This window comes from Streptomyces nidicola (assembly GCF_050106155.1).
Classification (GTDB): Bacteria; Actinomycetota; Actinomycetes; order Streptomycetales; family Streptomycetaceae; genus Streptomyces.
Genome location: NZ_JBNBPI010000001.1, coordinates 6,958,672 through 6,983,855 on the forward strand (window position 1 = coordinate 6,958,672; position 25,184 = coordinate 6,983,855).

Annotated in this window: 22 protein-coding genes, 3 rRNA genes and 1 pseudogene; 18 read left to right on the forward strand and 8 right to left on the reverse strand. The window is 67.9% G+C overall.

Translation table 11 applies throughout. The features are described from left to right. Positions 1-195: 195 nt before the first annotated feature. Together ACOKM3_RS31435 and ACOKM3_RS31440 are read right to left on the reverse strand one after the other, a co-directional pair. Entirely contained in the window at positions 196-1,278 is a 1,083-nt protein-coding gene (locus tag ACOKM3_RS31435; protein WP_426904478.1) for an S-adenosylmethionine:tRNA ribosyltransferase-isomerase, read from the reverse strand. Beyond that, positions 1,278-1,973: an SDR family NAD(P)-dependent oxidoreductase gene (locus ACOKM3_RS31440; RefSeq protein ID WP_426904480.1), complete on the reverse strand. Its 696-nt coding sequence runs from the start codon at positions 1,971-1,973 to the stop codon at positions 1,278-1,280. Before ACOKM3_RS31440 ends, ACOKM3_RS31435 begins: the two co-directional genes overlap by 1 nt. Positions 1,974-2,157: 184 nt before the next feature. On the opposite strand from ACOKM3_RS31440, the gene ACOKM3_RS31445 reads away from it, so the two are divergent. The 4 genes from ACOKM3_RS31445 (at position 2,158) to ACOKM3_RS31460 (ending at position 4,849) form a co-directional block, all read left to right on the forward strand. Then, entirely contained in the window at positions 2,158-3,303 is a 1,146-nt protein-coding gene (locus ACOKM3_RS31445; RefSeq protein WP_426904482.1) for a GAF domain-containing sensor histidine kinase, read from the forward strand. Then, positions 3,296-3,937 (forward strand): response regulator, encoded by a 642-nt coding sequence (locus ACOKM3_RS31450; protein ID WP_426904484.1) that lies wholly within the window; start codon positions 3,296-3,298, stop codon positions 3,935-3,937. Before ACOKM3_RS31445 ends, ACOKM3_RS31450 begins: the two co-directional genes overlap by 8 nt. Before the next feature lie 203 nt (positions 3,938-4,140). Further along, positions 4,141-4,386, forward strand: coding sequence for a chaplin (locus ACOKM3_RS31455; protein ID WP_426904486.1), 246 nt, complete (start codon positions 4,141-4,143; stop codon positions 4,384-4,386). Positions 4,387-4,609: 223 nt separating this feature from the next. Further along, positions 4,610-4,849, forward strand: coding sequence for a chaplin (locus ACOKM3_RS31460; protein ID WP_385766661.1), 240 nt, complete (start codon positions 4,610-4,612; stop codon positions 4,847-4,849). A 78-nt stretch (positions 4,850-4,927) separates the two neighbouring features. Here the strand turns inward: ACOKM3_RS31460 and ACOKM3_RS31465 are convergent, their stop codons facing one another. Next, positions 4,928-5,710 carry a hypothetical protein gene (locus ACOKM3_RS31465; protein WP_426904488.1) on the reverse strand — a complete coding sequence of 261 codons (783 nt, stop codon included), beginning with the start codon at positions 5,708-5,710 and terminating at the stop codon, positions 4,928-4,930. Between the two features lie 166 nt (positions 5,711-5,876). On the opposite strand from ACOKM3_RS31465, the pseudogene ACOKM3_RS31470 reads away from it, so the two are divergent. The 3 genes and pseudogenes from ACOKM3_RS31470 to ACOKM3_RS31480 all read left to right on the forward strand — a co-directional run. Then, positions 5,877-6,407, forward strand: a pseudogene (locus tag ACOKM3_RS31470) (ABC transporter ATP-binding protein); the annotation flags it as partial. Between the two features lie 335 nt (positions 6,408-6,742). Beyond that, positions 6,743-7,177 (forward strand): NfeD family protein, encoded by a 435-nt coding sequence (locus tag ACOKM3_RS31475; RefSeq protein ID WP_426904490.1) that lies wholly within the window; start codon positions 6,743-6,745, stop codon positions 7,175-7,177. A gap of 136 nt (positions 7,178-7,313) precedes the next feature. Further along, positions 7,314-8,276, forward strand: coding sequence for an SPFH domain-containing protein (locus ACOKM3_RS31480; RefSeq protein WP_426904492.1), 963 nt, complete (start codon positions 7,314-7,316; stop codon positions 8,274-8,276). A 61-nt stretch (positions 8,277-8,337) separates the two neighbouring features. On the opposite strand, the gene ACOKM3_RS31485 is transcribed toward ACOKM3_RS31480, so the two are convergent. The 3 genes from ACOKM3_RS31485 to ACOKM3_RS31495 all read right to left on the reverse strand — a co-directional run bounded on the left by ACOKM3_RS31485 (position 8,338) and on the right by ACOKM3_RS31495 (position 10,414). After that, the gene (locus ACOKM3_RS31485) at positions 8,338-8,844 is read right to left on the reverse strand and encodes an HNH endonuclease (RefSeq protein WP_426904494.1); all 507 of its coding nucleotides are present in this window, start codon (positions 8,842-8,844) and stop codon (positions 8,338-8,340) included. 178 nt (positions 8,845-9,022) lie between these two features. Continuing rightward, complete coding sequence (locus ACOKM3_RS31490) at positions 9,023-9,565, reverse strand: YbhB/YbcL family Raf kinase inhibitor-like protein (RefSeq protein ID WP_426904496.1); 543 nt, start codon at positions 9,563-9,565, stop codon at positions 9,023-9,025. 66 nt (positions 9,566-9,631) lie between these two features. Beyond that, positions 9,632-10,414 (reverse strand): sporulation protein, encoded by a 783-nt coding sequence (locus ACOKM3_RS31495; protein WP_426904498.1) that lies wholly within the window; start codon positions 10,412-10,414, stop codon positions 9,632-9,634. Between the two features lie 115 nt (positions 10,415-10,529). On the opposite strand from ACOKM3_RS31495, the gene ACOKM3_RS31500 reads away from it, so the two are divergent. From ACOKM3_RS31500 to ACOKM3_RS31525, 6 genes are all read left to right on the forward strand, one after another. Continuing rightward, positions 10,530-11,171: a DNA-3-methyladenine glycosylase gene (locus ACOKM3_RS31500; protein ID WP_426904500.1), complete on the forward strand. Its 642-nt coding sequence runs from the start codon at positions 10,530-10,532 to the stop codon at positions 11,169-11,171. A 565-nt stretch (positions 11,172-11,736) separates the two neighbouring features. Then, a 16S ribosomal RNA gene (locus ACOKM3_RS31505) occupies positions 11,737-13,262 on the forward strand. A 315-nt stretch (positions 13,263-13,577) separates the two neighbouring features. Next, positions 13,578-16,700, forward strand: a 23S ribosomal RNA gene (locus ACOKM3_RS31510). 134 nt (positions 16,701-16,834) lie between these two features. Continuing rightward, positions 16,835-16,951, forward strand: a 5S ribosomal RNA gene (gene rrf, locus ACOKM3_RS31515). Together the 16S, 23S and 5S rRNA genes form the textbook arrangement of a ribosomal RNA operon. 304 nt (positions 16,952-17,255) lie before the next feature. After that, on the forward strand, positions 17,256-18,215 hold the full coding sequence (locus ACOKM3_RS31520; protein ID WP_426904502.1) for a hypothetical protein: 960 nt from the start codon (positions 17,256-17,258) through the stop codon (positions 18,213-18,215). Further along, entirely contained in the window at positions 18,116-18,868 is a 753-nt protein-coding gene (locus tag ACOKM3_RS31525; protein WP_426906947.1) for a tetratricopeptide repeat protein, read from the forward strand. The genes ACOKM3_RS31520 and ACOKM3_RS31525 overlap by 100 nt, the downstream gene beginning before the upstream one ends. Before the next feature lie 67 nt (positions 18,869-18,935). Here ACOKM3_RS31525 and ACOKM3_RS31530 read toward each other — a convergent pair whose 3' ends face one another. Beyond that, positions 18,936-20,237: a DUF1015 family protein gene (locus tag ACOKM3_RS31530; RefSeq protein ID WP_426904503.1), complete on the reverse strand. Its 1,302-nt coding sequence runs from the start codon at positions 20,235-20,237 to the stop codon at positions 18,936-18,938. 72 nt (positions 20,238-20,309) lie between these two features. On the opposite strand from ACOKM3_RS31530, the gene ACOKM3_RS31535 reads away from it, so the two are divergent. The 4 genes from ACOKM3_RS31535 to ACOKM3_RS31550 all read left to right on the forward strand — a co-directional run bounded on the left by ACOKM3_RS31535 (position 20,310) and on the right by ACOKM3_RS31550 (position 24,525). Beyond that, a complete protein-coding gene (locus ACOKM3_RS31535; RefSeq protein ID WP_426904505.1) occupies positions 20,310-21,377 on the forward strand; it encodes an HAD hydrolase-like protein in 1,068 nt (355 codons plus the stop codon). Between the two features lie 168 nt (positions 21,378-21,545). Continuing rightward, positions 21,546-22,592, forward strand: a complete 1,047-nt coding sequence (locus tag ACOKM3_RS31540) for a FecCD family ABC transporter permease (RefSeq protein ID WP_426904507.1) — start codon at positions 21,546-21,548, stop codon at positions 22,590-22,592. Then, positions 22,589-23,653 (forward strand): FecCD family ABC transporter permease, encoded by a 1,065-nt coding sequence (locus ACOKM3_RS31545; protein ID WP_426904509.1) that lies wholly within the window; start codon positions 22,589-22,591, stop codon positions 23,651-23,653. The genes ACOKM3_RS31540 and ACOKM3_RS31545 overlap by 4 nt, the downstream gene beginning before the upstream one ends. Then, on the forward strand, positions 23,650-24,525 hold the full coding sequence (locus ACOKM3_RS31550; RefSeq protein WP_426904511.1) for an ABC transporter ATP-binding protein: 876 nt from the start codon (positions 23,650-23,652) through the stop codon (positions 24,523-24,525). Before ACOKM3_RS31545 ends, ACOKM3_RS31550 begins: the two co-directional genes overlap by 4 nt. Here the strand turns inward: ACOKM3_RS31550 and ACOKM3_RS31555 are convergent. After that, positions 24,509-24,856 carry an SCP2 sterol-binding domain-containing protein gene (locus tag ACOKM3_RS31555; protein WP_426904513.1) on the reverse strand — a complete coding sequence of 116 codons (348 nt, stop codon included), beginning with the start codon at positions 24,854-24,856 and terminating at the stop codon, positions 24,509-24,511. The genes ACOKM3_RS31550 and ACOKM3_RS31555 overlap by 17 nt on opposite strands. A gap of 42 nt (positions 24,857-24,898) precedes the next feature. Between ACOKM3_RS31555 and ACOKM3_RS31560 the strand changes: the two genes are divergently transcribed. Further along, a complete protein-coding gene (locus ACOKM3_RS31560) occupies positions 24,899-25,183 on the forward strand; it encodes a hypothetical protein (protein WP_426904515.1) in 285 nt (94 codons plus the stop codon). The last annotated feature ends 1 nt before the right edge of the window (position 25,184 follow it).

Consider the following 25,184-nt stretch of genomic DNA (forward strand, 5'->3'; position numbering starts at 1 on the left):
CCGCAAAATGCCGAGGCAAAGGTGTGACCTACGACCCCGGGTAGTGGGCCGGGGAGGCGCAAAAAGGGGCAAGAAGCCAATGTCCGACTTCCTGCCCCAGTCCAGCAACGGACCAAAGTCCCTTACTCATCCACTACGGGCCTTCGTACGTGACGTGGGCCCTATGCGCGGCGTCACACGCGCCCCCTCCCGAACTCACTCGCGGTTGCCACTGCAACGCACAGTGTGAGGCCTCTCCTCCGGCAGGATGAGGTGCACGTCGCCGAACTCGTGCCACAGGTAGCGGCCCCTCAGCGCCTCCTCGTACGCACGGTCCACCGCGGCCCGCCCCGCCACCGCCTCCAGCATCAGAAGGTGGGAGGCCTCCGGCTCGTGCAGCCCCGTCAGCAGCCCGTCCACCACCCGCACCCCGCGCCCGGGCGTCACGACGAGCTCCGTCCAGCCACGCGCCGCCCGTACGACCCCGTCGCCGTCGACGGCGGACTCGACGGCCCGCACGGCGGTGGTCCCGACGGCGATCACGTTCTGCCCCGCGGCCCGCGCGGCGTTGATCAGGCGGGCCGACGCCTCGGGCACCTCGAAACGCTCCGCATAGGGAGGCTCGTGCGACTCGGCGGACGCCACCCCCGTATGCAGCGTGATCGGCGCGAACTGCACACCCCGGCTCACGAGCCGCGACACGATCGACTCCGTGAAGGGCCGCGCGGCACTCGGCATCTCCGCGCTGCCCGCCCCGGCGGCGTACGGCAGCGCGAACACCGTCTGGTAGGCGGCCAGCGGCTGATCCCGCTCCGTGTAGGAGTAGCGGATGGGCCGCCCGCGCCGGCCGAGCAGCGCGGGCACGTCCCCGGTCGCCCGCACCCACCACAGCCGCTCGCTCCCGGCCGCCAGCGGCTCCTCATAGGTGAGGCGTACGCCGCCGGGGAGCGCGACCACGGACCCCGCGGGCCCTCCGGCGCGCGGCCCCGTCGTGCCCCGGTCGTCCGGGTCCCGCAGCTCGACCGCCCAGCGCCCGTCGTCGCCGCGCGTCGAGAAATGCACGACTACGCGCGCGTGCCCCACCGCTCCGTCGACGGCGGCCGCCAACGTAGGAGACGTATTGACGACGAGCAGATCCCCGGCTCGCAGCACGGACGGCAGCTCGGGGAAGCGGTGATGGGTGGCATCGGTGCCGCGCGACACCAGAAGGCGTACGGACGATCTGTCCCGGCCGGGCCCCCGCTGCTCGGCCGGTACCCGCGCGGACAGCTCCTCGGGCACCCGCAGCGCGAGCGCCATCACGCCTCCAGGAGGGACGGGGCCGAGTAGCGCCCGCTCGCGGGGCGCCGGTCCAGGAGGCTCAGGAAGGCGGGGACCACGTCCTCGGGGCGCGGCACCTCGCTCAGATCCTCGTCCGGCTCGGCCGCCGCCAGCATGTCCGTCCGCATCCCGCCCGGATCGACCGCCCACACGCGCAGCCCGGGCTCCTCCACCCCGAGCACCGCCACGAGCTGGTCGAGGGCCGCCTTCGTCGACCCGTAGCCGCCCCAGGTGGGGTACGCCTCCGTGGCCGCGTCCGAACTCATGCTGATCACCGTCCCGGCCGGCGCCTCGCGCAGCAGTGGCAGCGCCTCCTGGAGCAGCCCGAGCGGCGCCACCACATTGACCTCGAACGCCGACCTGTAGTCGTCCAGCGAGTGACGGTCGAGCGGCACCAGGGGCTCCGCGCCCAGCACGCTCGCGTTGTTCACCAGCAGATCGAGCCCGCCCAGCTCCCGTGCCGCGGCGATCAGCTCCACCCGGTGCCCGCCGTCCGCGACATCGCCCGGCACGGCCGTCACCGCCCCACCGTGCTTGCGCAGCCGCTCCGCCACGTCCTCCAGCGGCCGGGCGGAGCGCGCGTCCAGGACCAGATCCCAGCCCCGCTCGGCCAGGGCGGTCGCGAGCGCCCTGCCGAACCCCCGCGAAGCCCCCGTGATGATCGCTACCGTCATGACACCGTCCCCTTGCGTACGTCATCCGTTGTGCGTCGTGTCCTCAACGTAGGAACGCGGCGGCCCTCGGCACCTCGTACGCGAGCAGCAACAACGCAGGGCCCTTCGCCCTACGCCGACCGACCTAGGCGGAGCGCTCCCTCGGTCCGATCCGGCTGTCACACCCCGCCGGTACGGTGAGCTCATGAGTCAGGGTCCACGTACAGGCTTGGCCGCGGTGAGCGCCGCGCTCCTCGCCATGAGCAGGCATCTCGAGGTGCGCGACGTCCTCAAGACGATCGTCGCCTCGGCCCGCGAGCTGCTCGACGCCGAGTACGCGGCGCTCGGAGTGCCGGACGACCACGGGGGCTTCGCCCAGTTCGTCGTCGACGGCGTCAGCGAGGAGCAGTGGAGGGCCATCGGCCCGCTGCCGCGCCAGCACGGCATCCTCGCCGCGATGCTGCGCGAAGCGAAGACCGAGCGCCTCGCCGACGTCCGCAAGGACCCCCGGTTCGAGGGCTGGCCCTCCGCCCACCCGGACATGTCCGACTTCCTCGGCCTGCCCATCAAGGACGGCGAGGAGACGATCGGCGCCCTCTTTCTCGCCAACAAGAACTGCCCGAAACCACAAGGCGGTTGCGGCTTCACGCAGGACGACGAGGAACTGCTCGGGATCCTCGCCCAGCACGCGGCCATCGCGCTCACGAACGCCCGCCTCTACGAGCGCAGCCGCGAGCTCACCATCGCCGAGGAGCGCTCCCGGATCGCCCACGAGCTGCACGACGCGGTGAGCCAGAAGCTCTTCTCGCTGCGCCTCACCGCACAGGCCGCGGCGACCCTGATGGACCGTGACCCGGAGCGCGCCAAGGGGGAGTTGGGCCACGTCGCGGAGCTCGCGGCGGAGGCCGCGGACGAACTGCGCGCCGCCGTGGTCGAGTTGCGCCCCGCCGCGCTCGACGAGGACGGCCTGGTCGCCACCCTGCGCACCCAGATCCAGGTGCTCGACCGCGCCCACGCGGCGCACCTCACCTTCACCACCAGCGGCATAAAGGCGCTGCCCGCCGCCCAGGAGGAGGCGATGCTGCGCGTCGCCCAAGAGGCCCTGCACAACGCGCTGCGCCACTCCGGAGCCGAGAAGGTCCGGGTCGCACTCGACAAGCGCGGCCAGGGCGCCGTGCTGCGCGTCACCGACGACGGGGCGGGCTTCGACCCGAAGGCGATCCGCAGCGCGGGCCGCCATCTGGGCCTCGTCTCCATGCGCGACCGGTCCGGCGGGGTCGGCGGCAGACTCACAGTGGAATCGGAGCCCGGCAAGGGCACCACGATCGAGATGGAGGTCCCCGGTGGCTGACCCGATCAAGGTACTGCTGGTCGACGATCACCAGGTCGTCCGCCGGGGCCTGCGCACCTTCCTGGAGGTGCAGGGCGACATCGAGGTCGTCGGCGAGGCGGCGGACGGCGCCGAAGGGGTCGCCCGCGCAGAGGAGTTGAAGCCCGACGTCGTCCTGATGGACGTCAAGATGCCGGTGATGGACGGAGTCGACGCCCTGCGTCGGCTCCGCGAACTCGACAACCCCGCCAAGGTGTTGATCGTCACCAGCTTCACCGAGCAGCGCACCGTCGTCCCCGCCCTGCGCGCGGGGGCCGCGGGTTACGTCTACAAGGACGTGGACCCCGATGCCCTGGCCGGCGCCATCCGTTCCGTCCACGCGGGCCACATCCTGTTGCAACCCGAGGTCGCGGGCGCCCTGTTGGCCCAGGAGGAGACCAACAGCGGGCAGGGGAGGGGCGGTTCCCTCACGGAGCGCGAGCGCGAGGTGCTCGGCCTGATCGCCGACGGCCGCTCGAACCGGGAGATCGCCCGCGCCCTCGTCCTCTCCGAGAAGACGGTGAAGACCCATGTCTCGAACATCCTGATGAAGCTCGACCTGTCGGACCGCACGCAGGCCGCCTTGTGGGCCGTGCGGCACGGCGTCGCGGGCTGAGACACGGTGAGACACGGCGTCGCGGGCCGAGAGGTACACGCGGGCGCACGGACGCGGCGGCAACACGGAGCGTCGCACTCCGTTCTGGAATTCATACCGTCGTGTAGATGTCCCTCGGACGGCGTATCCCTTCCGGCGGTGGCGCGTTCTCCAATGCGTGCCGCGACGGTCAAGTCGCGGCGTCCGCTGAGGAGGATCCAGAAGTGAAGAACCTGAAGAAGGCCGCGGCCGTCACCCTCGTGGCCGGCGGCCTTGTCGCCGCCGGTGCGGGCCTCGCCTCCGCCACCGACGGTGCGCAGGCCCACGGCCACGCCGTGAAGTCCCCGGGCGTCGGCTCGGGCAACCTGGTCCAGGCCCCGGTCCACATCCCGGTGAACGCCGTGGGCAACACCGTCTCGGTGATCGGCGCCCTCAACCCGGCGTTCGCGAACGACGGCTACAACGGCTGACGCGTGCTCAGGGTTGACCGGCCCCCGGGGAGTCCCCCGTGGGGCCGGTCCGCTTTTTCGGGGCGGCTCTCCTGTTCGATAGCGCGGCTGGTCGATTCGTCGGCCTATTGATCCAATCGGGCGGATCGAACGTTCACCCCGTGTCCCCCACGCGCCCCGCGCGTTTCTCAGCGTGCGACCCCGCGGCTGGGGTCGGACCGCAATATCTGGAGGAACGCTTCTCATGAACATCGCCAAGAAGGCCGCCGTGGCCGTCGCTGTCGCCGGCATCGCCGCGGGTGCCTCCGCCGGTGCCGCCTTCGCCGACTCGAACGCCGACGGCGTGGCCGCGAACTCCCCGGGCGTCGGCTCGGGCAACAACGTGGGCGTTCCGGTTCACGTCCCGGTCAACGTCGACGGCAACTCCGTCAACGTCATCGGCCTGCTGAACCCGGCGTTCGGCAACACCGCGGCGAACAACTGAGGTTCGCTGCCCCCGAGGCACAGGAAGGCCCCCACGGACCCGGTCCGTGGGGGCCTTCCCTCGTTCCCGGCCCCGTGCTCAGCCCCGCTCCCGCTCCTCCACGAACGCGTTGTACGCGGCCACCTGCGCGCGCCGGGCCGTCCGCTCCACCGGGCGCAGCGCGAGCGCCCGCGCCCCCATCTCCGACGCGCTGACCGCGCCCCCGTGCCCGCTCTCGTACGCCACGGAGACCAGCAGCCCCACCCGCTGCGCCAGCTCGAGCACCCGCACCGCCCGCCCCGGATACCCCGGAGCCAGCGCCTCGCGCCCCCGCTCCGCCCGTGCCCGGTACGCGTCCACCGCGGCCTCGGACACCGGCCCCGACCCGGCCACGTCGAGCCGCGTCAGCACCTCGGTCGCGTCCCGCAGCGCCTCCGCCAGCTCCCGCTCCGCCTCGCCGAGCGAGGGCACATCCGCCGGCGGCGCCTCCCGCACCGGCAGGCAGTGCCACATCACCGAGACGTGCACATCGCCCTCGGGACCGACCTCGTCCACCTCGGGAACGAGCCCGAGCGCGGCGCCGTGACAGACCACCGCCTCCTCGGCCTCCAGAGCCCGCGCGTTGAACTCCGGCGGCCCGCTGAGCCCCAGCGGATGGCCCGGCGCGGGCAGCGCCACGCGCAGGCCGCCGACGCCGAGCGCCCGCAGCCGGCCGAGCGCCAGCGTCAGACCGACGGGCCCGTCCTCGCCCGGCAGCCCCGCCACACGGTGCGATGTGTCCTCGCCGACAATCGCGAGCGCCGCGTCGTCGGGCGCGACAAATCCACCAAGAAGGGCATTTCCCCAGGCCGCCAGGCGTCCGGAGCGTGGTTCAGTGAGCATGCGACCCACCTTAGAAGCCCGCAAAGCTGCCAAAAGCCCGACCGATGGAATGGACCGCGGGGGCGGTGGCGTAGGTTTTCCCTGGGGGCCGTGCCGAGCAGGAACTATGCGAAGGCATGACGGACGCGGCGAACAGACCGAGACTGCAATGGGAGACAACGCGCTCATGAGCGATGTACTGGAGCTGGAGGACGTATCCGTGGTCCGCGAGGGCCGGGCTCTGGTGGACCAGGTCTCCTGGTCGGTGAAGGAGGGGGAGCGCTGGGTCATCCTCGGACCCAACGGCGCGGGCAAGACCACCCTCCTGAACGTCGCCTCGAGCTACCTCTACCCGAGCAGCGGCACCGCCACGATCCTCGGTGAGACCCTCGGCAAGCCCGGCACGGACGTCTTCGAGCTGCGCCCGCGCATCGGCGTCGCGGGCATCGCGCTCGCCGACAAGCTGCCCAAGCGGCAGACCGTCCTGCAGACCGTGCTCACCGCCGCGTACGGCATGACGGCCGGCTGGCAGGAGGAGTACGAGGAGATGGACGAGCGGCGCGCCCGCGCGTTCCTCGACCGGCTCGGCATGAGCGAGTACCTGGACCGTAAGTTCGGGACGCTCTCCGAAGGGGAGCGCAAGCGCACGCTGATCGCCCGCGCCCTGATGACCGACCCCGAGCTGCTGCTCCTCGACGAGCCCGCGGCGGGCCTCGACCTCGGCGGCCGTGAGGACCTGGTGCGCCGCCTCGGCCGCCTCGCCCGCGACCCGATCGCCCCCTCGATGATCATGGTGACGCACCACGTCGAGGAGATCGCCCCCGGCTTCACGCACGTCCTGATGATCCGCCAGGGCCGGATCCTCGCCGCGGGCCCGATCGAGCTCGAGCTCACCTCCCGCAACCTCTCCAAGTGCTTCGGCCTCCCGCTGGTCGTCGAGGAGAGCAACGGCCGCTGGACCGCCACCGGCCTGCCCCTCAGCTGATCCTTCGCGCTCCCGCGCAGGCCGGACGGCCCCTGTCCGCGCGGGAGTTGCGGATCTACCATGGCCCTGTGGCAGACATCGACGCATGGGTGTGGTGGCTGATCGGGGCGGCCGCACTGGGAATCCCGCTCGTCCTCACCGCCATGCCCGAGCTGGGCATGCTGGCCGTCGGCGCCGTGGCGGGCGCCGTCACGGCGGGCCTCGGCGGCGGTGCCGTCCTCCAGGTGGTGGTCTTCGCCGCCGTGTCGTGCGCCCTCATCGTGGTCGTACGCCCCATCGCCAGGCGCCAGCGCGCGGAACCGCCCCAACTGGCCACCGGCGTGGACGCCTTGAAGGGCAAACAGGCCGTCGTCGTCGAGCGCGTCGACGGACAGGAGGGCGGCCGGATCAAGCTGGGCGGCGAGATCTGGTCCGCCCGCTCCCTCGACGCCGACGCGACGTTCGAGCCGGGCCGGCAGGTCGACGTGATCGACATCGAAGGCGCCACCGCGATCGTCATGTGAACCGACAGGTGATCCGAACCAGCCCCGCCACGTGGGCAGTTCTGACACACTCGACTGCGCAAGACCTCATGATCTTCCGGCGCGAGGGCGCCGGAACCACGACGGTACGAACGGTACGAGGGGCACGGGAGACTCGATGTCAGCGATCATCATCGTCCTGATCATTCTGGTGGTGTTGGTCTTCATCGCGCTGATCAAGACCATCCAGGTCATCCCGCAGGCCAGCGCCGCCATCGTCGAGCGCTTCGGCCGCTACACACGCACGCTGAACGCGGGCCTGAACATCGTCGTCCCGTTCATCGACTCGATCCGCAACCGCATCGACCTCCGCGAGCAGGTCGTGCCGTTCCCGCCGCAACCGGTGATCACCCAGGACAACCTGGTCGTCAACATCGACACGGTCATCTACTACCAGGTGACGGACGCGAGGGCGGCCACGTACGAGGTCGCCAGCTACATCCAGGCCATCGAGCAGCTGACGGTCACCACCCTGCGAAACATCATCGGTGGCATGGACCTGGAGCGGACCCTGACCTCCCGCGAGGAGATCAACGCGGCGCTGCGCGGCGTCCTCGACGAGGCCACCGGCAAGTGGGGCATCCGCGTCAACCGCGTCGAGCTGAAGGCGATCGAGCCGCCCACCTCCATCCAGGACTCGATGGAGAAGCAGATGCGCGCCGACCGTGACAAGCGCGCCGCGATCCTCACCGCCGAAGGCATCCGCCAGTCCCAGATCCTCACCGCCGAAGGTGAGAAGCAGTCCGCGATCCTCAGGGCCGAGGGTGAGGCCAAGGCCGCGGCCCTGCGCGCGGAGGGCGAGGCCCAGGCCATCCGTACGGTCTTCGAGTCCATCCACGCCGGAGACCCGGACCAGAAGCTGCTCTCGTACCAGTACCTGCAGATGCTCCCGAAGATCGCCGAGGGCGACGCCAACAAGCTCTGGATCGTCCCCAGCGAGATCGGCGACGCCCTCAAGGGCCTCTCGGGCGCGTTCGGCAACTTCGGCGGCTCCATGCCGGGCGGTGGCAGCGACGCGAAGACGCCGCCGGTGATGCCGACGCCGCCCCAGCCGCGCCGCGAGCAGCCGCCGATCGACTAGCGCTTCGGATCGCGCGAGGGCCCGCCGACCGTCACGGTCGGCGGGCCCTCGCGTCATGTCCCTACGCGGCGGTCTGCGCAAGCCAGTCCGGCAGCCCGACCCGGCCGCCCGCACCGAGCGACAGCAGCATCGCATCGGCGGGAGTCGGCTCGAACGGCTGCCGCAGCAGCGGCATCCCCGCCTGCTCGGGCGTCCGGTTCGCCTTGCGGTGATTGTCGGCGGCGCAGGACGCCACCGTGTTCAACCACGAATCAGCACCGCCGTGCGACCGCGGCACCACGTGGTCGACGGTCGTCGCCCGCTTGCCGCAGTACGCGCACCGGTGCTGATCCCGTACGAGCACGCCCCGCCTGGACCACGGCGCGCGTCTTCGGAACGGCACCCGGACATACCGGCACAGCCTGATCACCCGGGGCACCGGGATATCGATCGCGGCACCACGCATGCGCAGCTCGGGGTGGACCTGCTCAACCACGGCCTTGTCCTGCAGCACCAACACGACGGCTCGATTGAGCGTCACCGTGGAGAGCGGCTCGAAGCTCGCGTTCAGCACCAGTGTGTCCCGCACCCTGCCCACCTCCCGTACACATACGCACCGGATCACCCCTCGGCGTCCGTGCGTCAACTCTGGCCGTGCACGCCGAGATGGACAACGCAATATCTGTAGCCCCAGGCATAAAAATGCCCGCCCCTGATCAATTCCATGACCAGGGGCGGGCAAACGTTCCATGAACGCGGGGTTTGGCTCAGCCCTCGGCGGGCGCCCCGTACTCGGCGATGACCTGGGCCCGGGCGATCGTGTGGAACCGCAGGTTGAACCCGACGAAGGCCGGCGTGGCATCGGAGTCCGGGCCGAGCTTCTCCTGGTCGACCGCGTACACGGTGAACACATAACGGTGGGCGGGGTCCCCGGGAGGCGGCGCGGCGCCCCCGAATTCCTTCGTCCCATAGTCGTTGCGCACCTGCACGGCGCCCTCGGGAAGCCCCTCGAACTTGCCGCTGCCGGCACCCACCGGCAGTTCGGTCACCGAGGCCGGGATGTCGAACACGCTCCAGTGCCAGAACCCGCTGCCGGTCGGCGCGTCCGGGTCGAAGCACGACACGGCGAAGCTCTTGGTCTCCGCCGGGAAGCCCTCCCAGCGCAGGTGCGGCGAGGTGTTCCCGGCCGCGTACACCTGCGCGTCGTCCAGCGTCCCGCCCGGCTCGAAGTCCTGGCTCACGACGGTGAACGACGGCACCTGCGGATGAAAGTCATGAGGAAGCGAAGCCCTCTGGGGCTGCTCGGTCACAACGACACCTCCTGGATCTACGGAAACACTGGTCCCACAGGGCCTGTCGACCCTGCTCCTGAAACCCTAGAACCAGTTCCTCTTGCTGCCGACCTCGGACAGCCACTGGTGCAGATACGCGGCCCAGTCCGTGCCCTGGAAGTCCTGGTGCCCGACGACGAACGACCGGAACGTGTCGCTGCCCTCGCTGAACAGCCCCGGCTTCTTGTCCATCTCCAGTACGACGTCCATCTCCCGGTCGTCGGCCACGAAGCTCAGCTCCACCTGGTTGAGCCCCCGGTACTGCTGCGGCGGGTGGAACTCGATCTCCTGGTAGAACGGCAGCTTCTGCCGCGTCCCCCGGATGTGGCCGCGCTCCATGTCCGCGCTCTTGAACCGGAAGCCGATGCGGATGAACGCGTCGAGAAGCGCCTGCTGGGACGGCAGGGGGTGCACATTGATCGGGTCGAGGTCACCCGAGTCGATGGCCCGGGCGATCTCCAGCTCGGTCGTCACCCCGATGTTCATGCCACGCAGCTGCTGCCCGTCGATCATCGTGACGGGCGTCTCCCAGGGGATCTCGAGCCCGAACGGAACGGCGTGCACGGCCTGCGCCTTCAGCTCGAACGCACCCCCGAGCCGCACCTTGGTGAACTCGATGTCCTGCTTCGTCTCCTGGTCGTTCCCCTCGACCTCGACCCGCGCCTGCAGACCGACCGAAAGCCCCTCGATCTCCTGGTCGACGGACCCGCCCTGGATCCGCACCTCACCCTGAACGACACCACCGGGCACGACATTGACCTCGGTGAGCACCGTCTCCACGGACGCCCCGCCCGCGCCCAGACTCGCCAACAGCCGCTTGAACCCCATGCCTCGATCTCCTCCGTGTGCGAACCACTGCTGATACTGCTGACTACAAACGCGGGACACCCGCGCCCGGTTCCGCGAGCGCGTGTCCCGCCCCGCTCCACTACCCTCGGAGGGCATGATCGCGGCCCCTGACCGTACGCCCCTCGCACGTGAGTTCTTCGACCGACCTGTACTGGACGTCGCCCCCGACCTCCTCGGACGCACGCTGGTCCGATCCACCCCGGACGGACCGATCGAGCTCCGCCTGACCGAGGTCGAGGCCTACGACGGCGCGAACGATCCCGGGTCCCACGCCTACAGAGGCCAAACCGCCCGCAACAGCGTGATGTTCGGTCGCCCGGGACACGTGTACGTCTACTTCACGTACGGCATGTGGCACTGCATGAACCTGGTCTGCGGCGAGGAGGGCAGGGCGAGCGCCGTGCTGCTCCGCGCCGGCGAGATCATCGAAGGCGCCGAACTGGCCCGCAAGCGTCGACTATCGGCCCGTCACGACAAGGAACTGGCCAAAGGCCCGGCCCGTATGGCCACGGCCCTCGGCGTGGACCGTTCCCTGGACGGCACCGACGCCTGCGCCCGGTCGGGCTCCCCACTGAGAGTCCTGCACGGCACCCCCGTCCCCGCTGACCAGGTACGCAACGGCCCACGAACCGGAGTGTCCGGCGAGGGTGGCGTCCACCCCTGGCGCTTCTGGATCGCCAACGACCCGACGGTGAGCCCTTATCGGGCCCACACGCCCCGCCGCCGCTCAACTTGACGCGCCCCTACGGGATCCGTAATGTGGCCCGAGCCGCTGAAGCCGGATCTGGCGCTCAGCCAACCCCCGGAAGCGGCCAAACCACTCATTACGACTTCCCTCGGCGGGGTCTTTTCGGCGTGCTCGCATGCCGAAATTCGAACCCGCGAAATCTCGATTATGAGTTGCCGGAAGGTTCGGCTAATGTGGTGGACACGCCGAAAGGCAAAGGCCCTCCAACGGCCACCGGAAATGAAATCCGAACCGGAAACGGAACGGAAAACGGATCTGGTAGAGTTGGAAACACGCAGTAACACTGCAAAGAAGTACCGAAGGGAAGCGCCCGGAGGAAAGCCCGAGAGGGTGAGTACAAAGGAAGCGTCCGTTCCTTGAGAACTCAACAGCGTGCCAAAAATCAACGCCAGATATGTTGATACCCCGTCTCCAGCATCTGCTGGGGCGAGGTTCCTTTGAAAAGTCCTGCAGGCCTTCGGGTCGGCAGGCGCACAGCGAGGACGCTGTGAACGGTCGGATTATTCCTCCGACCGTTCCGCTCTCGTGGTGTCACCCCGATTACGGGGAAACATTCACGGAGAGTTTGATCCTGGCTCAGGACGAACGCTGGCGGCGTGCTTAACACATGCAAGTCGAACGATGAAGCCCTTCGGGGTGGATTAGTGGCGAACGGGTGAGTAACACGTGGGCAATCTGCCCTTCACTCTGGGACAAGCCTTGGAAACGAGGTCTAATACCGGATAACACTCCCATTCTCCTGGATGGGGGTTAAAAGCTCCGGCGGTGAAGGATGAGCCCGCGGCCTATCAGCTTGTTGGTGAGGTAATGGCTCACCAAGGCGACGACGGGTAGCCGGCCTGAGAGGGCGACCGGCCACACTGGGACTGAGACACGGCCCAGACTCCTACGGGAGGCAGCAGTGGGGAATATTGCACAATGGGCGAAAGCCTGATGCAGCGACGCCGCGTGAGGGATGACGGCCTTCGGGTTGTAAACCTCTTTCAGCAGGGAAGAAGCGAAAGTGACGGTACCTGCAGAAGAAGCGCCGGCTAACTACGTGCCAGCAGCCGCGGTAATACGTAGGGCGCAAGCGTTGTCCGGAATTATTGGGCGTAAAGAGCTCGTAGGCGGCTTGTCACGTCGATTGTGAAAGCTCGGGGCTTAACCCCGAGTCTGCAGTCGATACGGGCTAGCTAGAGTGTGGTAGGGGAGATCGGAATTCCTGGTGTAGCGGTGAAATGCGCAGATATCAGGAGGAACACCGGTGGCGAAGGCGGATCTCTGGGCCATTACTGACGCTGAGGAGCGAAAGCGTGGGGAGCGAACAGGATTAGATACCCTGGTAGTCCACGCCGTAAACGGTGGGCACTAGGTGTGGGCAACATTCCACGTTGTCCGCGCCGCAGCTAACGCATTAAGTGCCCCGCCTGGGGAGTACGGCCGCAAGGCTAAAACTCAAAGGAATTGACGGGGGCCCGCACAAGCAGCGGAGCATGTGGCTTAATTCGACGCAACGCGAAGAACCTTACCAAGGCTTGACATACACCGGAAACGTCCAGAGATGGGCGCCCCCTTGTGGTCGGTGTACAGGTGGTGCATGGCTGTCGTCAGCTCGTGTCGTGAGATGTTGGGTTAAGTCCCGCAACGAGCGCAACCCTTGTTCTGTGTTGCCAGCATGCCCTTCGGGGTGATGGGGACTCACAGGAGACCGCCGGGGTCAACTCGGAGGAAGGTGGGGACGACGTCAAGTCATCATGCCCCTTATGTCTTGGGCTGCACACGTGCTACAATGGCCGATACAATGAGCTGCGATACCGCAAGGTGGAGCGAATCTCAAAAAGTCGGTCTCAGTTCGGATTGGGGTCTGCAACTCGACCCCATGAAGTTGGAGTTGCTAGTAATCGCAGATCAGCATTGCTGCGGTGAATACGTTCCCGGGCCTTGTACACACCGCCCGTCACGTCACGAAAGTCGGTAACACCCGAAGCCGGTGGCCCAACCCCTTGTGGGAGGGAGCTGTCGAAGGTGGGACTGGCGATTGGGACGAAGTCGTAACAAGGTAGCCGTACCGGAAGGTGCGGCTGGATCACCTCCTTTCTAAGGAGCATCTAGGCCGCCAAACGTTGTTTGGTGGTCCAGGGCCATTACGTCGGCAAACGTTCGACGGTGGTTGCTCATGGGTGGAACGTTGATTATTCGGCACCGTCAGTCATCTCGGGCTGTAAGTACTGCTCTTCGGAGCGTGGAAAGCTGATCACGAGTGGCGAGGGTGTCGGGCACGCTGTTGGGTGTCTGAAGGTACGGCCGTATGGTCGCCTTCAGTGCCGGCCCCAGTGCACTCGAACCTGCTGGTTCGGGGTGATGGGTGGTTGGTCGTTGTTTGAGAACTGCACAGTGGACGCGAGCATCTGTGGCCAAGTTTTTAAGGGCGCACGGTGGATGCCTTGGCACCAGGAACCGATGAAGGACGTGGGAGGCCACGATAGTCCCCGGGGAGTCGTCAACCAGGCTTTGATCCGGGGGTTTCCGAATGGGGAAACCCGGCAGTCGTCATGGGCTGTCACCCGCTGCTGAATATATAGGCAGTGTGGAGGGAACGCGGGGAAGTGAAACATCTCAGTACCCGCAGGAAGAGAAAACAACCGTGATTCCGGGAGTAGTGGCGAGCGAAACTGGATGAGGCCAAACCGTATACGTGTGAGACCCGGCAGGGGTTGCGTGTACGGGGTTGTGGGATCTCTCTTCCATCGTCTGCCGGCGATGGGACGAGTAAGAAACCGTTGATGTAGGCGAAGGACATGCGAAAGGTCCGGCGTAGAGGGTAAGACCCCCGTAGTCGAAACATTAGCGGCTCGTTTGAGAGACACCCAAGTAGCACGGGGCCCGAGAAATCCTGTGTGAATCTGGCGGGACCACCCGTTAAGCCTAAATATTCCCTGGTGACCGATAGCGGATAGTACCGTGAGGGAATGGTGAAAAGTACCGCGGGAGCGGAGTGAAATAGTACCTGAAACCGTGTGCCTACAAGCCGTGGGAGCGTCGCTGTATGTGCTTGCACATACAGTCGTGACTGCGTGCCTTTTGAAGAATGAGCCTGCGAGTTTGCGGTGTGTTGCGAGGTTAACCCGTGTGGGGAAGCCGTAGCGAAAGCGAGTCCGAATAGGGCGATTTAGTAGCGCGCTCAAGACCCGAAGCGGAGTGATCTAGCCATGGGCAGGTTGAAGCGGAGGTAAGACTTCGTGGAGGACCGAACCCACCAGGGTTGAAAACCTGGGGGATGACCTGTGGTTAGGGGTGAAAGGCCAATCAAACTCCGTGATAGCTGGTTCTCCCCGAAATGCATTTAGGTGCAGCGTCGTGTGTTTCTTGCCGGAGGTAGAGCACTGGATAGGCGATGGGCCCTACCGGGTTACTGACCTTAGCCAAACTCCGAATGCCGGTAAGTGAGAGCACGGCAGTGAGACTGTGGGGGATAAGCTCCATGGTCGAGAGGGAAACAGCCCAGAGCATCGACTAAGGCCCCTAAGCGTACGCTAAGTGGGAAAGGATGTGGAGTCGCAGAGACAACCAGGAGGTTGGCTTAGAAGCAGCCACCCTTGAAAGAGTGCGTAATAGCTCACTGGTCAAGTGATTCCGCGCCGACAATGTAGCGGGGCTCAAGCGTACCGCCGAAGTCGTGTCATTGCAGCAATACGCCCAACGGCGGCTGTGATGGGTAGGGGAGCGTCGTGTGCCGGGTGAAGCAGCACCGGAAGGTAGTTGTGGACGGTTCACGAGTGAGAATGCAGGCATGAGTAGCGATACACACGTGAGAAACGTGTGCGCCGATTGACTAAGGGTTCCTGGGTCAAGCTGATCTGCCCAGGGTAAGTCGGGACCTAAGGCGAGGCCGACAGGCGTAGTCGATGGATAACCGGTTGATATTCCGGTACCCGCTGTGACGCGAAAGACATCGAATCCAGTGATGCTAAGGCCGTGAAGCCGTTCCGGACCCTTCGGGGAATGGAAAGTGGTGGAGCCGCCGGCCCAAGCTGGTAGTAGGTGAGCGATGGGGTGACGCAGGAAGGTAGTCCAGCCCGGGCGATGGTAGTCCCGGGGTAAGGGTGTAGGCCGTGCGGTAGGTAAATCCGTCGCACACAAGGCTGAGACCTGATGCCGAGCCGATTGTGGTGAAGTGGATGATCCTATGCTGTCGAGAAAAGCCTCTAGCGAGTTTCATGGCGGCCCGTACCCTAAACCGACTCAGGTGGTCAGGTAGAGAATACCGAGGCGTTCGGGTGAACTATGGTTAAGGAACTCGGCAAAATGCCCCCGTAACTTCGGGAGAAGGGGGGCCATCACTGGTGATTGGACTTGCTCCATGAGCTGGGGGTGGCCGCAGAGACCAGCGAGAAGCGACTGTTTACTAAAAACACAGGTCCGTGCGAAGCCGTAAGGCGATGTATACGGACTGACGCCTGCCCGGTGCTGGAACGTTAAGGGGACCGGTTAGTCACATTTCGGTGTGGCGAAGCTGAGAACTTAAGCGCCAGTAAACGGCGGTGGTAACTATAACCATCCTAAGGTAGCGAAATTCCTTGTCGGGTAAGTTCCGACCTGCACGAATGGCGTAACGACTTCTCGACTGTCTCAACCATAGGCCCGGTGAAATTGCACTACGAGTAAAGATGCTCGTTTCGCGCAGAAGGACGGAAAGACCCCGGGACCTTTACTACAGTTTGATATTGGTGTTCGGTTCGGCTTGTGTAGGATAGGTGGGAGACTTTGAAGCGGCCACGCCAGTGGTTGTGGAGTCGTCGTTGAAATACCACTCTGGTCGTGCTGGATGTCTAACCTGGGTCCGTGATCCGGATCAGGGACAGTGTCTGATGGGTAGTTTAACTGGGGCGGTTGCCTCCCAAAGAGTAACGGAGGCGCCCAAAGGTTCCCTCAGCCTGGTTGGTAATCAGGTGTTGAGTGTAAGTGCACAAGGGAGCTTGACTGTGAGACCGACGGGTCGAGCAGGGACGAAAGTCGGGACTAGTGATCCGGCGGTGGCTTGTGGAAGCGCCGTCGCTCAACGGATAAAAGGTACCCCGGGGATAACAGGCTGATCTTCCCCAAGAGTCCATATCGACGGGATGGTTTGGCACCTCGATGTCGGCTCGTCGCATCCTGGGGCTGGAGTCGGTCCCAAGGGTTGGGCTGTTCGCCCATTAAAGCGGTACGCGAGCTGGGTTTAGAACGTCGTGAGACAGTTCGGTCCCTATCCTCTGTGCGCGTAGGAATATTGAGAAGGGCTGTCCCTAGTACGAGAGGACCGGGACGGACGAACCTCTGGTGTGCCAGTTGTCCTGCCAAGGGCATGGCTGGTTGGCTACGTTCGGAAAGGATAACCGCTGAAAGCATCTAAGCGGGAAGCCTGCTTCGAGATGAGTATTCCCACCCCCTTTGAGGGGTTAAGGCTCCCAGTAGACGACTGGGTTGATAGGCCGGATCTGGAAGCACCGTAAGGTGTGGAGGTGACCGGTACTAATAGGCCGAGGGCTTGTCCTCAGTTGCTCGCGTCCACTGTGTTGTTCCCAGACAACGAACAGTTGTGCTGGCTGAACAGTTTCACTTATCAATTGAAGAGTGTGCTAGTTCGCCGCCCTGTTCACATGTCCCTCTTGAGGGATGTCTGAAAGGGTTTCGGTGGTCATAGCGTGAGGGAAACGCCCGGTTACATTCCGAACCCGGAAGCTAAGCCTCACAGCGCCGATGGTACTGCAGGGGGGACCCTGTGGGAGAGTAGGACGCCGCCGAACTATTTTTGAGAGGACCCTTGGTCCCGGCACACATGCTGGGACCAAGGGTCCTTTTTGTATTTCCAGAGATTTTCTCGGAGCGCGCCGGCACCCCGGTTGCGCGAGAATGACTGCGGTACCGAAGACAGGAGTCAACCGATGGCCACCAACTCTCCCGATGAGCGTCCGGAGCGCGATCAGCGCCGACGGGACAGTGGTGACCGGGGGGACCGGGGCGGGTTCCGCGGCAACAGCGGGGCCCCGCGTCGGGACCGTCGGGATGGCGACCGGGAGCGTCCGCCCTTCCGGCGGGACGACCGGCGTGATGACCGTTCGTTCGGTGATCGGGACCGTGACCGTGGGCCGCGTCGTGACGACCGTCGCGATGACAATCGCGGTGGCGGCTTCCGTCGGGACGACAACCGTGGCGGTGGCTTCCGTCACGACGACCGCGATCGTGACCGTGGGCCGCGTCGGGACGATCGGCGTGACGACAATCGCGGTGGCGGTTTCCGCCGCGATGACCGGCGGGACGACAACCGTGGTGGCGGTTTCCGCCGCGATGACCGGCGGGACGACAACCGTGGCGGTGGCTTCCGCCGTGATGACCGCGACCGTGATCGTGACCGTGGGCCGCGTCGTGACGACCGTCGGGACGACAACCGTGGTGGCTTCCGGCGCGAAGATCGTGACCGCGACCGTGCGCCGCGACGGGACGATCGGCGCGATGACAGCCGTGGTGGTGGCTTCCGCCGCGACGACCGCGACCGTGACCGTGCGCCGCGTCGCGACGACAACCGCGGTGGCGGCTTCAGGCGTGACGACCGTTCGTACGGTGATCGGGACCGTGACCGTGGGCCGCGTCGGGATGACCGTCGGGACGACAATCGCGGGGGTGGCTTCCGGCGGGACGATCGGCGCGATGACAATCGTGGTGGTGGCTTCCGTCGCGACGACCGCGACCGCGATCGTGATCGTGGGCCGCGTCGCGACGATCGGCGTGATGACAACCGTGGTGGCGGCTTCCGGCGGGATGACCGGGGCGGGCGTCCCGGTGGGTTCCGTGGGCGCGACGATCGGCGGGACGACAGGCGGGACAACCGTCGCGACGACCGCCGTGACGACCGGCGCGGTGGGCCCCGGGTGCGGGACGACCGGGAGCGGGACCGTGAGCCGATCAAGCGGCTGCCGATCCCGGACGACGTCTCCGGCGCGGAGCTCGACAAGAGCGTTCAGCAGGAGCTTCAGTCCCTGCCGCGGGGGCTCGCCGAGGATGTCGCGATGAACCTCGTGATGGTGGCGCGGCTGATCGATGAGGACCCGGAGCGCGCGTACGCGTACTCCAGGATCGCGCTGCGTCTCGCGTCTCGCGTCGCCGCCGTGCGGGAGGCCGCCGGCTTCGCCGCGTACGGCAACCAGAAGTACAGCGAGGCGCTCGCCGAGTTCCGGGCCGCGCGGCGGATGACCGGGAGCGCGGAGCTGTGGCCGCTCATGGCCGACTGCGAGCGTGGGCTCGGGCGTCCCGAGAAGGCGCTGGACATGGCCGGCGCCCCCGAGGTGTCGAAGCTGGACAAGGCCGGGCAGGTCGAGATGCGGCTCGTGGCCGCCGGCGCGCGGCGGGACATGGGGCAGCTGGACGCCGCCATCGTGACGCTGCAGAGCCCCGAGCTCGCGTCGAACTCCACGCAGCCGTGGACCGCGCGTCTGCGCTACGCGTACGCCGACGCGCTGCTGGAGGCCGGGCGCGAGGGCGAGGCGCGGGAGTGGTTCGCCAAGGCCGTCGAGTCCGACAAGGACGGCAGCACGGACGCGTCCGACCGGCTCGCCGAGCTGGACGGTGTCGAGTTCGTGGACGCCTTTGACGACAGTGCCGAGGACGGCGCCCCGGCGTCGCAGGGCGACAGCGAGGGCGCGGGCGTCGAGCGCGACGAGCGGTAGAGCGTGACATGAAGAACGGGCGGGCTCCCTCAGGGGCCCGCCCGTTCGTCGTTCTCGGCCGTCTTTCTCAGTCGTCCGTCAGCGTGCGCAGTACGAGGCCCGTGGCCGGCTTCGGGCCGAACGACGTGGACTTGCGGGGCATCGTCACGCCCTGGCGGGCCAGCTCGCGGACGACCTCCTCGCGGACCGGGTGCATCAGGACCGCCGTGCCGCCGTCGTGGCGCGCCTTGTCGACCGTCGCCTGCGTGTCGTGGATGTACGTGACGTCGGCTGGGGAGTCCTCCGGGATGCCCCAGACGTCGCCGAGGAGCGTGGAGTGCAGCACCGTGGCGTCGAGGGTGCGCCAGGCATCGGGGCGATCGGCCGGGATCGTACGGTCCAGGAGCGCCGGGTCGGGGCGGTCCAGGAGGTGGTACGTGTCCTCGGTGCCGGTGAGGAGGAAGGCGTTGCCGTGGGACGCCGCCTGCGCCAGGGCCTCCATCGCGTGCGGGAGCGGGCCGGTGACCTCTCGTACGCGGAAGTGCGGGGCGGCCGCCGCCAGGGCCCGGTCGAGGGGGAGGCGGCCCAGCAGACGGTGGATGGCGCGGACCCGGAGGGGGTAGCGGGCCGTGTCGACCAGGAGGACGAGGCCGTAGTCCCAGGGGGTGCGGCCCGGTGAGCCGTGTTCGGTGCGCAGGCGCAGGTAGGTGGCCCAGCGGTGGTGGCCGTCCGCGATCAGTGCCTGGTGGGCGGCGAGACCGTCCTGGACCCGGCGCTGGTCGGCGGGGTCCGTGAGCGCCCAGAGGCGATGGCTGTAGCCGTCCTCGGTGGTCGTGGCGAGGAGCGGGGCCTGCTGGACCGTGCGCTCGATGACGGCGGTGGCGCCCGTCGCGTTGCCGTTTCCCCGGTAGGTCAGCAGGAGCGGTTCGAGGTTCGCGGCCGTCGTACGCATCAGCCCTGCCCGGTCCTCGACCACATGAGGCATGACGTCCTCGTGGGGGAGGACCACACCTTCCGAGGCCTCGGAGAGGTGGAGGGCGCCGATGATGCCGCGCTGGAGCATGTCGCCGCTGCGCTGCTCGTATACGTAGAAGGCGGGTTCGGGGTCGGGGGCGAGGACGCCCTCGGCGAGCCAGCGGTGCAGGGTGGCGGCCGCCAGTTCGTTGCGGGTCCGGGGCTCCACGGCCTGCGGCAGGATCAGGCGGACGATGTTGTGCGGGTCCGCGTTCTCCAGGTGCAGCAGACCGTCCGGCCGTACGACCACGTCGTACGGGGGTGAGGTCACGGCGGCGAGGCTGCCGACCTGTTCGGGGACGTAGCGGACGCCCCTGAACGGGATCAGGTCCAGGCCGTTGTTGCCCGACTGTGCCGTGCGACCTGCAGTGTTCATCCCCGCATCGTACGAGTGTCAGTGCCGTGAGGGATGATCGGGGGAGTGGGATCGAGCGAGGAGAGATGCGGAATGAGCCAGGGCCACAGTGCGAGCGAAACGGCCGACGGTGGGGCCCGGCTGCGGCCCGGTGGCAGCGAGCGAAAGCTGAGCGAGGCGTACGACACCGCGCTGCTCGATCTCGACGGGGTCGTGTACGCGGGCGGGCAGGCCATCGCGCATGCCGTCGAGTCGCTGGCAGTGGCGCGCGACGGCGGGATGGGGCTCGCGTACGTCACGAACAACGCGCTGCGCACGCCGGACGCCGTGGCCGGGCATCTGACCGAGCTCGGGATTCCGACCGGGGCCGACGATGTCATCACGTCGGCGCAGGCCGTCGCGCGGCTCATCAGCGAGCAAGTGCCCGAAGGGGCGCGGGTGTTGGTGATCGGGGGCGAAGGGCTTCGGGTGGCCCTGCGCGAGCGGGGACTCGTGCCGGTGGACTCCGCGGACGATGACCCGGCCGCCGTGGCGCAGGGGTACGGCGGGCCGGACATGGCGTGGGGGCGGTTCGCGGAGGCCTGTTACGGGATCGCGCGCGGTGTGCCCTGGTTCGCCTCCAATACCGACCTGACGATTCCGAGTGCGCGCGGCATCGCGCCGGGGAACGGGGCGGCGGTCGAGGTCGTCCGGATCGCGACGGGTGCGGAGCCGCAGGTCGCGGGGAAGCCGTTGCCTCCGATGCACCGGGAGACGATTCTGCGGACCGGGGCGAAGGCTCCGCTGGTGGTGGGGGATCGGCTCGACACGGATATCGAGGGGGCGTTCAACGGGGGAGTGGATTCGCTGCTCGTACTGACCGGTGTCACGGATGCCGCGCAGCTGCTTGCGGCGCCGCCGCAGCATCGGCCCACGTATGTGGATGTGGATCTGCGGGGGCTGCTCACCGGGCAGCCGGAGGTCGAGGAGGTTCAGGGGGGCGACGGTGGGTTCCGGTGCGGGGGCTGGACGGCACTCGCCGGGGACGGGGAGCTGCGCGTCGAGGGGGACGGTGCCGCGATCGACGGGCTGCGGGCGCTGTGTGGGGCGGCGTGGAGTGTGGCCGGGGGAGGGGTTTGCGAGCTGGATACGGGGAAGGCGGTGGCACGGTTGGGGCTTTAGCCGCGCCCGAGCTTCGGTGGGAGCCCGCGACGGGGTGGGGCTGGATGTGTGCTCGCCCCGCATCGGGGTGCCGCCTTGCCCACCCTGCCGCCCCTGGCGGCAGATTGCCCAAGGCGGCGGGGCAGGACCGTGATGTCGGCGAGTTGCAGGGTAGGCTAACCTAACTTCGTGTTGGTCGACAGTCCTCCCGAAGCCAGCGCGGTGACCGCTCCCGCGCCCCCCGACCGTCGTGCGGTGATACGTACCGTCGGGCTGCTCGCGTCTGTCCTGGTGCTGGTGGCCGTCCTTGTGGCGAGTATCGCCGTGGGCGCCAAACCGCTCTCCCTGGACCAGGTCTGGCACGGCCTGTTCCAGGACACCGGGAACTACGCGGACGTGGTCGTCGGTGAGCGGGTCTCGCGCACCCTGCTCGGCCTGCTGGCCGGAATCGCGCTCGGCCTCGCCGGCGCCGTCCTGCAGGCACTGACCCGCAACCCCCTCGCCGACCCCGGCATCCTCGGCATCAACATGGGTGCCTCGGCCGCCGTCGTCTCCGCCATCAGCTTCTTCGGGGTGACCTCGCTCACCGGCTACGTATGGTTCGCCTTCGCGGGCGCCGCCGCCGTGGGCGTCCTCGTCTACGCGCTCGGCGGCACCCGCAACGCGACGCCCGTGCGGCTCGCGCTCGCCGGTACCGCGATCAACGCGGCGCTCTCCGGCTATCTCTACGCGGTGATGATCACCGACGACATGGCCCTCAACCGGATGCGGTTCTGGCAGGTCGGCTCGCTGGCCACGTCCACCATGCACACCATCCAGCAGGTCTGGCCGTTCATCGCCGTCGGCGCCGTGCTCGCGCTGCTGCTCTCCCGCCCGCTCAACGCCATGGCCATGGGCGACGACACCGCCCGCGCGCTCGGTGCCCACCTCGGCCGCACCCGTGCGCTGAGCATGGTCGCCGCGACGCTGCTGTGCGGCGCGGCCACCGCCGCCTGCGGCCCGATCGCCTTCGTCGGCCTGATGGTGCCGCACATGGTCCGCTCGTTCACCGGCCCCGACATGCGCTGGATCATGCCGTACGCGGCGGTCCTCTCGCCCGTCCTGCTGCTCGGCGCCGACGTCATCGGCCGGATCGTGGCCCGCCCGTCCGAGCTCCAGGTCGGCATCGTCACCGCCGTGATCGGCGCGCCGGTCTTCATCGTGCTCGTACGTCGCCGAAGGATGGCCCAGCTGTGAACGCGACCAAGAACGCGACCAAGCCCGCGAAGACCAAGGCGATACGCACCCCGGGCGGCCTCTCCGTCCGGCTCGATGTCCGCTCGCTCGTCGTCGTGGCGATCCTCCTCGTGGCGGCGCTCGCCGCGAGCGTCTTCCTCATCGGCACCGGCGACTTCCCGATCCCGGTCTCCGACGTGCTGCGCACCCTCGTGGGCAACGGGGACGCGGGCCAGGAATTCATCATCAACGACCTGCGGCTTCCGCGGGTCCTCGTCGGCCTGCTCGTCGGCGCCGCGCTCGGCCTGTCCGGCGCGCTCTTCCAGTCCGTCTCCCGCAACCCGCTGGGCAGCCCGGACGTGCTCGGCCTCGGGCAGGGCTCGACCGCGGGCGCACTCGTGATGATCGTGATCTTCGGGGGCAGCGCGGGGCAGGTCGCGATCGGCGCGCTCGTCGGCGGACTCGTCACCGGGTTCGCGATCTACGTCCTCGCCTGGAAGCGGGGCGTGCACGGCTACCGGCTCGTCCTCGTCGGTATCGGTGTCTCCGCGTTCGTGACCGCGATCAACGGCTATCTGCTCACGAAGGCCGACTTCGTGGACGCCGCCCGCGCCACCGTGTGGATGACCGGCTCGCTCAACGGCCGTGACTGGACGCAGGTCTGGCCGCTGCTGATCATGTTCGTCGTGCTGATCCCGCTCGTCGCCGCGTTCGCGCGTCCGCTGCGGATGCTGGAGATGGGCGACGACGCGGCCGGCGGCCTCGGGGTGCGCGTCGAGCGGACCCGGCTGCTGCTGCTCACGGCCTCCGTCGTGCTGACGGCCGCCGCCACCGCGGCCGCGGGACCGGTCACCTTCGTGGCGCTCACCGCCCCGCAGATCGCCCGTCGGCTGACCAAGTCGCCGGGGCCGAACCTGGCGGCGTCGACGATCCTGGGCGCGGCCCTGCTGATCGTCGCCGACCTGGTCTCGCAGCGGGCGTTCGGCGCCGACCAACTGCCCGTCGGCGTGGTCACCGGCGTCGTCGGCGGCATCTATCTGCTGTGGCTGCTGGTCACCGAGCGGAAGGCGGGGCGGATATGACCTCGCGCGGCCCGCACACGCCCCGCCCATCTCGTACGAACCAAAGGAGCACCGCAGTGAACAGGCTGACAGCCGACGACGTGACCCTCGGATACGACCAGCGCGTCATCGCCGAGAAGCTGTCGGTGGAGATCCCCGACAACTCTTTCACGGTGATCGTCGGCCCGAACGCCTGTGGCAAGTCCACGCTGCTTCGCGCCCTGTCGCGGATGCTCAAGCCGAGCGCGGGCCGCGTCCTGCTCGACGGCAGCGTCATCCAGTCGATGCCCGCCAAGAAGGTCGCCAAGACGCTCGGCCTGCTGCCGCAGTCGTCGGTGGCGCCCGACGGCATCACCGTCGGCGACCTCGTGGCCCGCGGCCGCTACCCGCACCAGGGGCTGCTGCGCCAATGGTCGTCCGAGGACGAGCGGATCGTACGGGAGTCCATGGAGTCCACCGGCGTCGGCGAGCTCGCCGAGCGGTACGTCGACGAGCTGTCCGGCGGCCAGCGCCAGCGCGTGTGGATCGCGATGGCGCTCGCCCAGCAGACACCGCTGCTGCTGCTCGACGAGCCGACGACGTACCTCGACATCCAGCACCAGATCGATGTCCTCGACCTCTGCGCCGAGCTGCACGAGGAGCAGGGGCGCACGCTCGTCGCCGTCCTGCACGACCTCAACCACGCGGCCCGCTACGCCACCCACCTCATCGCACTGCGCGACGGCGCGGTGATCGCCGAGGGCGCGCCCAAGGACATCGTCACGGCCGAGCTCGTCGAGCAGCTCTTCGGAATGAAGTGCCAGGTCATCGACGACCCGGAGACGGGGACCCCGCTGGTGGTGCCGGCCGCGCGGCACGCGCGCCGCAAGGAGACCGCTACAGCAGCGTCCTGAGCCGCAGCAGGTCGCGGAACGAGGCCTCGAGCCGCACGCGTCCCGACGCCCACGCCTTCGCGAAGTTCAGCTCGCCCTCGACCATCGACACCAGATCGTCGCCGGTCATCGCGAGCCGGATCTGCGCCTTCTCGGCGGGCGGCCCGGGGCGCGTGTCGAGGACCTCGATCCGGCCGTCCTTGAGTCGGCCGGAAAACGTCACGTCGAGGTCGGTGATCCGGCAGCTCAGCGAGCGGTCCAGGGCCGCGGCCGTGCGCACGTCCCCGTCGGCCCCCGCCATGTTGTCCGAGAGTTTGTCGAGCGCCGCCCGGCACTCCTCTGTCGTCGCCATCGTGATCGACGGTACACCGGCGCTTCGGGGTAGCGTCGGGGCATGAGCGAGACGCCCCCCGAGCCCACCGACGTGCCGGAACCCGCACAGGAACCGGCGGCGGAACCCTCGTACGACCCCGCGGCCCCCGCCCCGCTCGGCATCGGGCGCACCCCTACGGGCAACGCCGAGGTGGACGCGTCGCTGGAGCGGCTGGGCGATGTGGACCACCTCGCCGCGGACGGGCACGCAGAGGTGTACGAGGATGTACATCAGGGGCTGCGGAACGCGCTGACCGCGCTGGACGCACGTCCCCCGTCCCCGTCTACGTATGACAACAGGAGCTGAA